13 protein-coding genes are annotated in these 13222 nt (G+C 72.6%); 9 read left to right on the forward strand and 4 right to left on the reverse strand.

What is annotated here, in order from left to right; genetic code table 11:
- Positions 1–18 precede the first annotated feature (18 nt).
- Complete coding sequence (locus IOD14_RS34275) at positions 19–537, forward strand: DUF4240 domain-containing protein (protein ID WP_123992589.1); 519 nt, start codon at positions 19–21, stop codon at positions 535–537.
- Positions 538–581: 44 nt separating this feature from the next.
- Here IOD14_RS34275 and IOD14_RS34280 read toward each other — a convergent pair whose 3' ends face one another.
- Positions 582–815, reverse strand: coding sequence for a hypothetical protein (locus IOD14_RS34280; RefSeq protein WP_212672349.1), 234 nt, complete (start codon positions 813–815; stop codon positions 582–584).
- Between the two features lie 159 nt (positions 816–974).
- Here IOD14_RS34280 and IOD14_RS34285 point away from each other — a divergent pair, with 159 nt between their 5' ends.
- The gene (locus IOD14_RS34285) at positions 975–2102 is read left to right on the forward strand and encodes a peptidoglycan bridge formation glycyltransferase FemA/FemB family protein (RefSeq protein ID WP_212672350.1); all 1128 of its coding nucleotides are present in this window, start codon (positions 975–977) and stop codon (positions 2100–2102) included.
- Between the two features lie 21 nt (positions 2103–2123).
- Here IOD14_RS34285 and IOD14_RS34290 read toward each other — a convergent pair whose 3' ends face one another.
- Entirely contained in the window at positions 2124–2909 is a 786-nt protein-coding gene (locus tag IOD14_RS34290; protein WP_249126314.1) for a peptidoglycan recognition protein, read from the reverse strand.
- Between the two features lie 1019 nt (positions 2910–3928).
- Between IOD14_RS34290 and IOD14_RS34295 the strand changes: the two genes are divergently transcribed.
- A complete protein-coding gene (locus IOD14_RS34295) occupies positions 3929–5113 on the forward strand; it encodes a MarP family serine protease (RefSeq protein ID WP_123988688.1) in 1185 nt (394 codons plus the stop codon).
- A gap of 155 nt (positions 5114–5268) precedes the next feature.
- On the opposite strand, the gene IOD14_RS34300 is transcribed toward IOD14_RS34295, so the two are convergent.
- Positions 5269–5757 carry a GNAT family N-acetyltransferase gene (locus IOD14_RS34300; RefSeq protein WP_123988689.1) on the reverse strand — a complete coding sequence of 163 codons (489 nt, stop codon included), beginning with the start codon at positions 5755–5757 and terminating at the stop codon, positions 5269–5271.
- A gap of 74 nt (positions 5758–5831) precedes the next feature.
- Here IOD14_RS34300 and IOD14_RS34305 point away from each other — a divergent pair, with 74 nt between their 5' ends.
- Positions 5832–6725 (forward strand): TIGR01777 family oxidoreductase, encoded by an 894-nt coding sequence (locus IOD14_RS34305; protein ID WP_212672351.1) that lies wholly within the window; start codon positions 5832–5834, stop codon positions 6723–6725.
- Positions 6726–6958: 233 nt separating this feature from the next.
- Entirely contained in the window at positions 6959–8383 is a 1425-nt protein-coding gene (locus IOD14_RS34310; RefSeq protein WP_123988690.1) for an NAD(P)/FAD-dependent oxidoreductase, read from the forward strand.
- 33 nt (positions 8384–8416) lie between these two features.
- On the opposite strand, the gene IOD14_RS34315 is transcribed toward IOD14_RS34310, so the two are convergent.
- Complete coding sequence (locus tag IOD14_RS34315; protein WP_212672352.1) at positions 8417–9853, reverse strand: regulator; 1437 nt, start codon at positions 9851–9853, stop codon at positions 8417–8419.
- Positions 9854–10097: 244 nt separating this feature from the next.
- Here IOD14_RS34315 and lipB point away from each other — a divergent pair, with 244 nt between their 5' ends.
- The 4 genes from lipB (at position 10098) to IOD14_RS34335 (ending at position 13188) form a co-directional block, all read left to right on the forward strand.
- Positions 10098–10898, forward strand: a complete 801-nt coding sequence (lipB, locus tag IOD14_RS34320) for a lipoyl(octanoyl) transferase LipB (RefSeq protein ID WP_123988692.1) — start codon at positions 10098–10100, stop codon at positions 10896–10898.
- A gap of 74 nt (positions 10899–10972) precedes the next feature.
- Positions 10973–11938: a lipoyl synthase gene (gene lipA / locus IOD14_RS34325; RefSeq protein WP_123988693.1), complete on the forward strand. Its 966-nt coding sequence runs from the start codon at positions 10973–10975 to the stop codon at positions 11936–11938.
- Between the two features lie 266 nt (positions 11939–12204).
- Entirely contained in the window at positions 12205–12405 is a 201-nt protein-coding gene (locus tag IOD14_RS34330; RefSeq protein WP_123988694.1) for a hypothetical protein, read from the forward strand.
- An 81-nt stretch (positions 12406–12486) separates the two neighbouring features.
- Complete coding sequence (locus tag IOD14_RS34335; protein ID WP_123988695.1) at positions 12487–13188, forward strand: DUF4191 domain-containing protein; 702 nt, start codon at positions 12487–12489, stop codon at positions 13186–13188.
- The last annotated feature ends 34 nt before the right edge of the window (positions 13189–13222 follow it).

The following is a 13222-nucleotide window of genomic DNA, read 5'->3' on the forward strand; positions in this document are numbered from 1 at the left end:
CCCGATGCTGGACCCGTGATGGACGAGACGGAGTTCTGGGAGCTGGTGGACGCCACCCGCGAGGCCGCCGACGGCGACCCCGAGGAGCAGGCCGACCTGCTCGTGGACCGGCTCCTGGCGCTGGACCCGGAGATGGTCCTGGACTTCGCCCGTCACTTCGAGGCCCGCTACAACCGCGCGTACAGCTGGGATCTGTGGGGCGCCGCCTGGATCCTGCTGGACGGGGCGAGCGACGACGCCTTCGACTTCTTCCGGTGCTGGCTGATCGGCCAGGGCCGCGAGGTGTACGAGGGCGCGGTGCACGACCCCGACTCGCTCGCCGACCTGCTCGCCGACTTCGACGAGGAGATCGACGGCGACGGCGAGGAACTGGGCTACGCGGCCGACGAGGCCTACGAGCAGCTCACCGGTACCGTCGCTCCCGATCTGGGCATCCCGCCCGCGGCCTCCGAGCCGCTCGGCACGCCGGTCGACCTGGAGAGCGACCGGGCGCTGGCGGAGCGGTACCCCAAGCTGTGGGAGCGGTTCAGGGGCTGAGCCCCCGTCACCGGCCGCCGTCTCACGCCGTCTCACGCCGTCTCTCAGACCGCCGCGTTCCGGCGGCGGGTCGTGTCCGTCGGGATGTACGCCTGCGTCTGGTCGGCCTTCACCGCGTGGTGCAGGGGGGCCGCGTTGGCCTGGTCGAGCGCGGACGCGGTGACCGCGGCCGGGCCGAGGATGACGGCCGCGACGGCGCAGACGACCGCCCAGGGGCCGCCGGGGGTCCGGAGCCGGCCACCGGTCTTCTCGGGGGTGTTCGTGTGACTGCTGTTCATTTCTTCCCCACCTCCAGTCAGTGCGTGTGCATGACGATAGGGCGGCTGTTTCGGCGTGGTCCTTGAGTCACCCACGAGAAACCTGTGAGAGCTCGGGCTCTTGACCCCTGCCGTGACTCCCGGCTTACCGTGGCCGCCCCGAACAGGAGCACCCCGCCCATGACCAGCCCGTATGTGCGCGAGATCACGCGCGAGGAACATCTCGCCCACCTGCGGCTGCACCCCGACGCGAGCCATCTGCAGATCCCCGAGTGGGCCGACGTGAAGCCCGACTGGCTGGCCGAGAGCGTCGGCTGGTTCGAGGACGGGACGAGGATCGCGACGGCGCTCGTCCTGTACCGGCCGCTGCCCGGCACCCGGCGCTGTCTCGCCTATCTTCCCGACGGACCGACGATCGACTGGCTCGGCCCGCGCCCGGAACGCCTGCTGGACCCCCTGGTCGCCCACCTGGAGAAACGCGGGGCGTTCTCGGTGCGGATCGGACCGCCCGTCGTCGTGCGGCACTGGGGCGCCGACACGGTGACGAAGGGGATTGCCGACCCCGGCGTCCGGCATGTGCGGGACCTGCCCGCGGCCGGTGTCGACGGGTTCGCGCTGGACGCCGGGGAGCGGCTGCGGGGGCTCGGGTGGCGGCGGTGCGCGGCGGACGAGGACAGCGGCTTCGGCCTCGGGCAGCCGCGGTACGGCTGTCAGATCCCGCTGGCGGGCCGCTCGGTGGACGAGTTGCGCGAAGCCCTCGCGCCGCACTTCGAGCAGTCGCTGCGCACGGCCGAGTCGGCGGGTGTGCGGGTCTCCTGGGGTACGGCGGCCGACCTGCCCGACTTCTACCGCCTCTACACCGCGACCGCCGCCCGGGACGGTTTCCGGGCCCGTCCCGCGGCCTACTTCCGGCACATGTGGGAGGCCCTGAACGCCGAGGACTCGGACCGGCTCCGGCTCTATCTCGCCGAGTACGACGGCGAGGTGCTCTCCGCCGCGCTGATGATCAACGTCGGCTCCCGGGTCTGGCACTCCTACGCCGCGTCCGGTCGCCGGGGGCGGGAGGTGCGGCCCAGCAGCGCGCTGCTGTGGCGGATGCTGTGCGATGCGCGGGCCGCCGGTGCCGAGACGTACGACCTGCGGTCCGTGACCCCCGCGCTCGGCGAGGGCCGGCTGCTGGGCCGGCTCCGTTTCAAGACGGGGGCGGGGGGCCGGGTCGTGGAGTACCTGGGTGAGTGGGAACGGCCGGTGGGGCTCCAGGGCAGGGTGTTGCAGCGGGCGCTGGCGGTGTATCTCGGGCGCAGGTGACCGGGTGCGGCGCTCGGGGGATCACGTCCTGCCCTGGAGTCGGGCCGCGCGCTCCCTGATCGCCGGCAGCAGGGCGTCCAGGGCGGCGCCGGGGCACGTCGTCATGTAGGCGTCGCCGTGGGCCGCGAGGGCGGGCAGCGAGGCGGTGGTGCCGGAGCGGTAGCGGCTGAGGCTGTTGCTGGAGGTGAGGCGGACGGTGCCGCGCGGGTCGACGTGGGCGAGGCCGAGTTTCCAGGCGGCCAGGGCGGCGATCGCGTCGGTCATCGCGCGCGGGACGGGGGAGCCGGCGGTGAAGGTGCCGAGGGCGGCGATGCCCGCGGTGCGGTGGTTGAAGCCGAGGGTGTGGGCGCCGGTGACGGGACGGCCGACGCCGCCCGCACGGCCCTCGTAGATGGTGCCGCAGCGGTCGACGAGGAAGTTGTAGCCGATGTCGTCCCAGTTCCGGGCGCCGGTCTGGCCTGCGGCGAGGTAGCGGATGATGCGGGGCGCGTCGGAGCAGGCGTAGTCGTTGGGCGAGTCGGTGTGGTGCACGAAGACCGCGATCACCTTGTCGTCGTAGTGCGGGGGCGGCGGGGTGCGGGCGGCGGTGTTCGCCTCACCACCACCGCGGGCCCACACCGACCGCGGCACGATGTGCGGCCTGGCCGCGACATGCGTCACCACCCTGTGCGGGGTCACCACGGCCCCCCGCACGGGCCGCCCGGCCACGTCCTCGATCCCGACGACACAGATCACGATCACGAGCAGGACCACGAGGCCGGGGAGAAGGACGAGGAGGGCGAGGAGGGGGCGGGGGATGCGGGGGATGCGGGATGCCGGGGGGCGGGGGGTCGGGGGGCGGGGGGTCGGGGGGCTGGGGGGTTGGAGGGCGGCGGGGGGTGAGGGGACGTCCGGGGGTTGGGGGACGTCCGGGGGTTGGGGGACGTCCGGGGGTTGGGGTGTTCCGGTGGCCTCCCCCGAGGCGACGGACCCGGCAGCGGCCTGCCCCCGGGGATCTGCGGGCCTGACGGACGCCGAGGACGGGCCGGAGTCCTCTGACCCTGGGGACGCTGCGGGGTCCACGGCAGGAGACCGGCCCGGGGCGGCAGCGGACGGGCTCGTGACGGGGGTCGGGGTGGCCGGTGCCCCGGCGGTGCCGGTAGGCGGCGCCGATCCGCCCGGGGCCAGGGGGCCGCCGGAGCCCGACGAGTGGATGCCGGACGGTTCACCCGACGTCACGAGGGGCGGACCTGCCTGCTCACCAGGACCGACGGGCCGGGCGGACGACGGGGACCGACCCGGCGCCGCGGCCGACGGGCTCGTGGCGGGCAGGGCGTCCGACGTCGTCGCGGGGGTCGGGGTGGCCGTTGCCCCGGCGGGGCCTGTGGGCGGCGCAGATCGGTCCCCGCCGGAGTCCGACGAGCGGATGCCGGGCGGTTCACCCGAGGTCGCGGGGGTCGGGGCCGCCTGCTCGCCAGGGCCGACGGGCCGGGCGGGCGACGCGCCTTGCGAGGTTGTCGCGGGCGTGGGCGGCAGGGTGGAGCGGTGGCGGTTGGCCGGGGGCAGGGCTTTGAGGATCGCGAGCCGTATTCGGCCCGCGTGGCGTATTCGGGGCGCCCGCCGTCTTCGCGGTCCCCGCGATCTTCGGACACGCATGGTTCCACTCTCGGCCGGATCCGCTCCGTCCGCGATGTGTGCTGTGCCACCCGGTGGAACCATCGTCCGCATCCACGACGTTTTTCCAGGTGCACGCACGCGTGGCCGGTAACCGGTGCCACGCGCGCGCGTAGCTGATCACTGGACGCCTCGCCTGCGTACTGAAGGTTCCGAGAGAGAAGGGCGGCTCCGTGGACGTGCTCGACATCCTGCTGTTGCTGGTGATCGCCGCCTATGCGGCCTCCGGCTACCGGCGTGGCCTGCTGGCCGGCTGTGTCTCGTTCGCCGGCTTCGTGGGCGGCGCCGTCGTGGGCGTGTGGGTGCTGCCGTGGATGATGGACCTGGTGACCCCGGGCAGCACGGCCGCGACCGTGACCGCGGTGCTGACCGTGCTGGTCCCGGCCGCCGTGGGCCACGAGCTGGCGGGGCGCCTGGCGCTGAGACTGCGCAGGGAACTGGACGAGGGACCGCTGAGAGTCGCCGACGGCGTCGGCGGGGCCGCCGCCAACTCCGTGGCCGTGCTCGTCGTCGCGTGGGTCGCCGCGAGCGTCCTGGGCGCGTCCTCGTCCCCGCTGGTCACCACGGCCATCCGGGACTCCGCCCTGCTCGGTGCCGTCCAGGACTCCATGCCGGAGACCACGCCGTCCTGGTTCTCCCGGGCCACCTCCGCGCTCACCGAGGCGGGCTTCCCTCAGGTGTTCAACCCGTTCGAGAACGAGTCCACGGCGGAGGTCGCCAAGCCCACCGGCGACAGCGTCACCGCGGCCGCCACCAACGCCGCCAAGCTCAGCACCGTCAAGATCGAGGGCGCCTCCGGCACCCAGGGCCGCGAGGGCAGCGGCTTCGTGTACGCGCCGCAGCACGTCATGACCAACGCCCACGTGGTGGCCGGCATCGACGAGCCGAGCGTCCGGATCGGCGGGGTCGGGCAGCCGTACGAGGCACGGGTGGTGCTGTTCGATCCGAACCGGGACGTGGCCGTGCTGTACGTCCCGGACCTCCGGGCCCCGGTGCTGCGCTTCGACGACGGCGCCTCGCGGGGCGACTCCGCGGTGGTCGCGGGCTATCCGCAGGACGGCGACCTGAACCTCCAGGCGGCCACCGTGGCGGGCCGGGTGAAGGCGACCGGGCAGAACATCTACAGCGACGCCACGGTCACCCGCGAGATCTACTCGATCCGCTCGACCGTGCGCCCCGGCAACTCCGGCGGCCCGCTGCTGACCACCTCCGGCAAGGTCTACGGCGTGGTGTTCGCCCGCTCCACCTCCGACGACGAGACGGGCTACGTCCTGACCGCCGACGAGGTCGCAGGCGACGCCCAGAAGGCGGCGGACGCCACCTCACCGGTGGACACGGGCGAGCTGGTCACGTCGTAACGCGGTCGCCTCGCGGATGATGGGGGCCACGGTTCCGCATGGCACCCCGGAGGCTCCCGTGCCCGTGTTCTTCCTGATCTCGCTGCTCGTGGCGGGGGTCGCGCTCTACCTGGTGGTGCGCAGACGCCGTACGACCGCCGCGGCCGACCAGGTCCTCAGAGACGGCGCCCCATGATCACGTCGTCGACGTACTCCCCCGCCAGCAGGAACTCCTCCGGCAGTACGCCCTCGACCGCGAAGCCCTCGGACTCGTAGAGCCTGCGGGCCGGTGTGTTGTGGCCGAGGACGCGCAGGGTGAGCCGTCGGGCGCCCCGGCGGCGGGTCTCCTCCGTGATCGCGCGGATCAGGGCCCGGCCGACACCGCGGCCCCGGGCCTGGGCGCTGACGACGAAGCCCTGGATCTGGCGCACATGGGCGTTCGACTCGAGCCCGGTCGGGAAACCGAGACGTATGAACCCCAGGATGCGGCGGTCGGCCTCCGCGACCAGGCAGTCGCCGGGGAGGTGGCGCTCGTCGAAGAACGGCCGGTAGGGCGGCTGCTGCCGGGGCAGGACGTCGTGCAGGGGCGACCATTCGGCACGGTCGAGACGGGCGAGCTCCTCTTCGTCGTCGGGGAGGGCGAGGCGTATGGACAGTGCGGACATGCCCGTCACACTACGGCGCCGGGCATAGCGGAACCAGACATCGCTTTTACGCACCCACCAGGCAGGATGAGGTCATGCAACTTTCAAGAATCGCGGTGGCCGGGGCGTCCGGACTGATCGGCTCGGCCCTGGCGCGGTCCCTCACCGCCGACGGGCACGAGGTGGTGCGCCTGGTGCGCCGGGAGCCCCGGGACCGGAACGAGGTCCGGTGGGAACCCGAGGCCGGGCGGGTCGACACGGCCGGGCTCGCCGGGTGCGACGCCGTGGTCAACCTCGCCGGTGCCGGGGTCGGTTCGCGGCGCTGGACGGACACGTACAAGAAGCAGATCCATGACAGCCGGGTCAACGGCACGACCGCCCTCGCCAAGGCCGTCGCCTCCCTGGACGAGCCGCCGAAGGTCTTCGTGAACGGCAGCGCGATGGGCTACTACGGCGAGACCGGCGACCGGGTCGTCGACGAGGACTCGCCCGCAGGGCAGGGTTTCCTGCCCGAGCTGTGCGTGGAGTGGGAGGGGGCGGCCGCGCCCGCGCAAGAGGCGGGCGTGCGGACCGCGTTCACCCGCACCGGTCTGGTGGTGGGTCGCGGGGGCGGCGCCTGGGGCAAGCTGTTCCCGTTGTTCCAGGCAGGGCTCGGCGGCCGGATGGGCGACGGCGGCCAGTACTGGTCGTTCATCGCGCTGCACGACGAAGTGGCCGCGATCCGGTACCTGTTGGAGACCGACGGGCTGTCAGGACCGTTCAACCTCACCGCTCCGGAGCCCCTGACGAACCGTGAGATCACCGAGGCCATGGGCCGTGTGCTGCACCGGCCGACCCTGTTCAGCGTGCCCGCGCCGGTACTGCGGGCCGCGCTCGGCGAGATGGCCGGGGACGTGCTCGGCAGCGCGCGGGTGCGGCCGACCCGGCTGCTGAAGTCGGGGTTCACGTTCGCGTTTCCGGACATCGAGGGTGCGATCCGGGCGGCCTGAGAAGGGGCGGTCCGGGGCGCTCGGGGCGGGGTGGCCGGGCGGCGCGAGAAAGTGCCGTACGACCTTCTCGGCGACCGTCCGTGACGACATGCGACCGGCGTGCGACCGTGCCCTGCCGATGCGCGACTGTTCCTGACCGATCACAGCCCTACCCTCGATCCGAACTCGGGTATCCCCGGAGCCTGTTGGGGGCATGACGTCTCCACCGGCCGCGCAACCTCGAGGAGGGGCACGTGCTTGAGCCCACGTACCAGGCGGACGTCGTGATCGTGGGAGCCGGGGTCGCCGGGCTCTCCGCGGCGCATCGGCTGACCAGCGCAGGAGTGACCGTCGCGGTGTTGGAGGCCGCCCCGTGCGCGGGCGGCCGCATGTCGACCGAGAAGGTCGACGGCTTCCGGCTCGACCGGATCGGACAGCTGCTGTCCACGGCGTATCCCGAACTACGGCTGACGCCGGGGCTCGACGGGCTCGTGCTGCGCCCGTTCGCGCCGGGGATCCTGCTGCACGGCGACGGGCGCCACCACCGGGTGGACGCTCCGGCGGGCGCCCGGAGCGCGAGGGGCGCACTGCGTGCGGTACGCGCCCTGGCGAGCGCCCCTCGGGGGGTGGCAGGTCCGGGCCTGGTGGCAGCGTCCCGGAGAACCGCGCTCCGGGTGCTGCCCGGTGCCGGTCAGGGGGCCGGGTCCCGGATCGCCCGCGGGGCCGCGCCGCTGGGCGGTGCCGTGGACCAGGCGCGGCTCGGTGCCGCGCTCACCCGGCTCGCCCATGTGTCCGTCGAACGCCTCCTGGCCCGTCCCGAACTGCCCGCCGGGCAGGCGCTGGCGGCCCGGGGACTGCCCGCGCGCACGATCGACGGGTTCCTGCGCCCGCTGCTGGCCGCGCTGTTGTGCGACCCCGCGCTGACGACGTCCAGCCGGTGCGCCGACCTCGCGCTGCGGGCCTTCGCGGGCGGGCGGCTGTGCGTGCCGGAGGGCGGTGCGGAGACGCTGCCGGAGCTGCTCGCGCAGACGCTGCCGGCGGGGACCGTGCACACGGGGGTGCGGGTCACGTCCGTCGCGACGACGTCGGTGACCACGGCCGAGCACGGCGAGATCCGGTGCCGGGCGGTGCTGCTGGCGACGGACGCGCGGGCCGCGGCGGAGTTGCTGCCGGGGTTGCGGGTGCCGGACTTCCATCCGGTGACGGTCGTCCACCACACGACGGACGATCCGCCCCGCACGGGTTCCGCGCTGCTCCTCGACGCCGACCGGGGCGGCCCGGTGACCCACACGGCGGTGCTCAGCGAGGTCGACCCGAGCCGGGCCCCTTCGGGCCGGGCCCTGATCTCCTCGACGGTCCTGGGCACCCCTCCCCCGGACCTGGAGACGGCCGTACGCACCCATCTGGCCCGCCTGTACGGCACGTCGACGCACCGCTGGGAGACCCTCGCGGTCCACCACACCCGGGAGGCGGTCCCGGCCATGCCCGCCCCCCACGACCTGCGCCGCCCGGTACGCCTCCTGGCCGGCCTGTACGTCTGCGGCGACCACCGGGACACCAGCACGGTGCAGGGCGCCCTGCACTCGGCACACCGGGCGGCCACGGCGATCCTCACGGACCTGGGAGCGGCGGGCTCGATGCACAGGGCGGACCCGACTCCGACGGCTCAGGCGGCGTAGGGATCATCCGCGCCCCGTCAGGGGCGCGGGTTCCTACCCCAGTGCGGCGACCTTGTCGCGATAACTCCGCACCGGTGCCGCGTCCTTGTACGGCTCCAACCGCCGCTCGAAGTCCCGCACGTACTCCACCGCCCGCACCGACCGCATCTCCGCGGCCTGCCCGGCGGCCTCCGCGGCCAACGAGCAGGCCTGGTCCAACTCCCCCAGCCCCAGCCGCGCGGAGGCCAGCACCACCCGGCAGAACAGCCGGCTGCGGGCGTATGCCGGAGCGCGCAACTGCAGCGAGCGCTCGGCGTGTTGCGCGGCCGCCCGGAACTGCTGCAGGTCCCGGTGGCAGTGGCCGAACTCGTCCGCCAGCTGCGCCTCGTCGAAGAACCGCGCCCAGTGCGGGACTTCGTCACCGGGGCGTGCCGTCTCCAGGGCCCGCTCCGCGCGGACCAGTGACGCGGTGCACGCCCGCACCTCGCCCAGCACCCCGTGCCCCCGCGCCTCGGCCGAGTGCAGCAGCGCCTGCACGACCGGCGGAGCCGTCGTACCGACGCCCTGCTGGGCCACCCGCGCGAGCTGGATCGCCTCCCGTCCGTGCCCCAGGTACACCGCCTGCCGGCTCATGGTGACCAGGACGTACGCCCCGTACGCCCGGTCCCCCGCCGCCTGCGCGAGCCGCAGCGCCTGCACGAAGTACCGCTGTGCGAGGCCGTGCGCCGCGATGTCGTAGGAGGTCCAGCCCGCGAGCCGGGTCAGGTCGGCGGCCGCGGCGAACAGTCTGCGCCCGGTGGTCTCCCCGTAGGTGCCGCGCAGCATCGGCTCGCACTCGTGCTCCAGGTAGCGGACCAGGGCCTGCCGGGCGTGGCCGCCGCCGTACTGGTCGTCGAGGGTGCGAAAGAGGTCGCCGACCGAGCCGAGCGCGGCGATGTCCCCGCTGGTGACCTTCTGGCCGGGCCCGCGCTCGGCCTGGCCGCGCTGCCGGGGCAGCATCGGTCGCCCCTGGGGAGGGACCCGGACGGGAGGCTCGCCCCGGGCGACCCGGTCGTCGGGGCGGCCGATCAGCCAGTCGCGGCTCGGGACGACCAGACCGGCCGGGGTGAAGGCGATCTTGCGCAGCTCGGCGTGGCTGCCGGAGTCCTTGCGCCACAGCCCGCTGACGATGTCGACGGCCTCCTCGGGCCCGGCGGCGAACTCCAGTCCCGCGTACACGGGTGCGCAGGCGTCGAGACCCAGGTCCTGCGCGGAGAGCCGGCGGCCAAGCCGGCGGGTGAAGACCTCGGCGATGAGGGCGGGCGTGGTGCCCCGGGGCTGCTGCCCGCGCAGCCACCGGGTCACGGATGTCTTGTCGTATCTGAGATCCAGCCCGTGTTCGAGTCCGAGCTGGTCCACGCGTCGGGCGAGACCCGCGTTGGAGAACCCCGCTTCTGCGATGAGCGCGGCGAGCTGTCGGTTGGGCGTGCGCTGCGCGGGTCGTTCCGTCATCTGCGGTGCGGTCTCCTGCCTTTCGGGCCGTCACGTCGAACGTGGTGCCCGGATTGCCTGTGAGCTGCCCTTATGGCCTCTGCGAACGGCGCGAATGTAGCGGAGAGTGAGCAGGCGATCGCACACTTCGACGTTCGTTCATCCGATCGTGTGAGGATTGCCACCGGGGCTGACGCCCGCGGGCCGGACGTACAGTGGCACAGGCACCTTTCGTGCCTTACGACCTTCTAGGGAGGCGCTTGCCGTGAGTGGGTTGCGGTTCGTCCGCATGGGGTTCGGTGCGGACGCGGTCGAGTACCAGGTGGCCTGGGACGAGCAGCGCCGGGTGCATGCGGCGCGGTTCGAGGACGAGGTCCCCGACACGGTCCTGCTGCTCGAACACCCCCCTGTCTATACGGCGGGCCGGCGCACCGCGGACAACGAGCGCCCCCTCGACGGCACTCCGGTCATCGACGTCGACCGCGGCGGCAAGATCACCTGGCACGGACCGGGCCAGCTGGTGGGCTACCCGATCCAGAAGCTCCCGCGCCCGGTGGACGTGGTGGCGCACGTACGGCGCCTGGAGGAGGCCCTGATCCGCACCTGCGCGGAGTTCGGCCTCGAGACCACCCGGGTCGAGGGCCGCAGCGGCGTATGGGTCCTCGGCGACCCGGTCGAGCAGCGTCCGGCCCTCGGCGGGCTCTCCCTGGACTTCGACCCCCGGCTCACGGACGAGGAGTTCGACCCGCGTCTGAACGGCCCGGAGTACGCCCCGTCCAACGCGGGCCAGCGCCGCGAGGACCGCAAGATCGCGGCGATCGGCATCCGCGTCGCCAAGGGCGTGACGATGCACGGCTTCGCGCTGAACGTGAACCCGGACAACAAGTGGTTCGACCGGATCATCCCGTGCGGCATCCGCGACGCGGGGGTCGCCTCCCTCGCGAACGAACTCGGCCGGGACGTGACCATCGCCGAGGTCCTGCCGGTCGTCGAGCGGCACCTGAAGGACGTACTGGAGAACGCGGACCTCAGGCCGAGGGTGATCGAGAAGACACCTGCGGCCTGAGACAGGCGGTGGGCTTTCAAATCCACGGGCGTACCCTTGACCACGCCGAAGAATCAATCGCTAGGGAGCCGGTCGTGTCCGCAGTCGCACCCGACGGACGCAAGATGCTGCGCCTGGAGGTCCGCAACGCTCAGACCCCCATCGAGCGCAAGCCCGAGTGGATCAAGACCCGGGCGAAAATGGGTCCCGAGTACACCGCCATGCAGAAGCTCGTGAAGAGCGAGGGTCTGCACACGGTCTGCCAGGAAGCCGGCTGTCCCAACATCTACGAGTGCTGGGAGGACCGCGAGGCGACCTTCCTCATCGGCGGCGACCAGTGCACCCGGCGCTGCGACTTCTGCCAGATCGACACCGGCAAGCCCGAGGCCCTCGACCGGGACGAGCCGCGCCGCGTGGGCGAGTCCGTGGTCACCATGGACCTCAACTACGCCACCATCACCGGCGTCGCCCGCGACGACCTGGAGGACGGCGGCGCCTGGCTGTACGCCGAGACGGTCCGCCAGATCCACGAGCAGACGTCCGCTCGTGAGGCCGGCCGCACCAAGGTCGAGCTTCTCGCCCCCGACTTCAACGCCGTGCCGGAGCTGCTCCAGCAGGTCTTCGAGTCCCGCCCCGAGGTCTTCGCGCACAACGTCGAGACGGTCCCGCGGATCTTCAAGCGGATCCGCCCCGGCTTCCGCTACGAGCGCTCCCTGAAGGTCATCACCGAGGCCCGCGACTTCGGCCTGGTGACCAAGTCCAACCTGATCCTCGGCATGGGCGAGACCCGCGAGGAGGTCAGCGAGGCGCTCCAGCAGCTGCACGACGCCGGCTGCGAGCTCGTCACCATCACGCAGTACCTGCGCCCGTCGGTGCGCCACCACCCCGTGGAGCGCTGGGTCAAGCCGCAGGAGTTCGTGGAGCTGAAGGAGGAGGCCGAGCAGATCGGCTTCTCCGGTGTGATGTCCGGACCGCTCGTCCGGTCCTCCTACCGGGCGGGCCGGCTCTACCAGATGGCCGTCGAAAAGCGTGGCGCGTACGTCGCCTCGCAGGCCGTCTGAGCGACACCCGAATGGCACGGAGTGCCACTCCAAACGTGTGAATCCGAGCACAAGCAACTACCGCTCGGTAGTGGCCGATTGACGCGGTCCCGGACATCCCCGCAGATAGGGGGGTCATCGGGGCCGCGTCGTCGTTTTCGGACCGCAACTCCAGGCTTCATTGGCGTTTGACCGGCTGGTCACGCCCTGGTAACACCATTCAGTGACCCTGGTTGTACAGCCCGTGCACCACTCACCAGAGCCGCCGCTCCGAGGGGACCCCCATCATGCAGGCCGCGCCCGTTCGCGCCACCGCGATTCCGTCGTTCACCGATGCACTCCGTGCCGTCGAGTCCGTGCTCCTCAGCAGCGGCCAGCGCACCGCCCGCCGCAACGCCTGGACCTCCGTCCTGGAGGACCGCCGCCGCGCCAAGGACCGGGTCGAGGCGCAGCGCGTGCTGGACCAGACCTTCACCGTCAGCTCCTGACCCCTCCGCTCCTCGCGAGGATGCGCGAAGGGGCGGACACTGCCGTCGTCGACGCCTGCGGGGCCACGTAGACTTCGGGGCATGGCGAGAAGTGACAGTGCGGCGGATGCCGCGAACCCCGGGCGACTGAAGCAGATCGCCCTGACGTACAAGATGACCCGCAAGGCCGACAAGACGATCGGCCTGGTGCTCGCGGGTGTCTTCATCCTCATCCTCGGTGTCTTTCTCGCGATCGGTTTCCTGATCGGTCACCCGGTCTACCTCGGCATCCTGGGCTTCCTGCTCGCCTTCCTCGGGACGGCGATCGTGTTCGGGCGCCGCGCCGAGCGGGCCGCGTTCGGGCAGATGGAAGGCCAGCCGGGTGCCGCCGCGGCCGTACTGGACAACATCGGCCGAGGCTGGACGACCACCCCCGCGGTGGCGATGAACCGCAGCCAGGACGTGGTGCACCGGGCCGTCGGCAAGGCCGGCATCGTCCTGGTCGCCGAGGGCAACCCGAACCGGGTCAAGGGCCTGCTGGCCGCCGAGAAGCGGAAGATGAACCGGATCGTCGCGGACGTGCCGGTGCACGACATCGTCGTGGGCACGGGCGAGGGCCAGGTCCCCCTGAAGAAGGTGCGGACCACGATGCTGAAGCTGCCGCGCGTGCTGACCGGCCCCCAGGTGACCGCCACCAACGACCGTCTGCGGGCGATGGGCGACCTGATGAGCAACATGCCGCTGCCGAAGGGCCCGATGCCCAAGGGCATGAAGCTGCCGAAGGGCGGCGGCAAGGCACGCTGACTTTCCCGTTACGACGACGAGGGCGCCCGGATCA

The organism is Streptomyces sp. A2-16 (genome assembly GCF_018128905.1).
GTDB lineage: Bacteria > Actinomycetota > Actinomycetes > Streptomycetales > Streptomycetaceae > Streptomyces.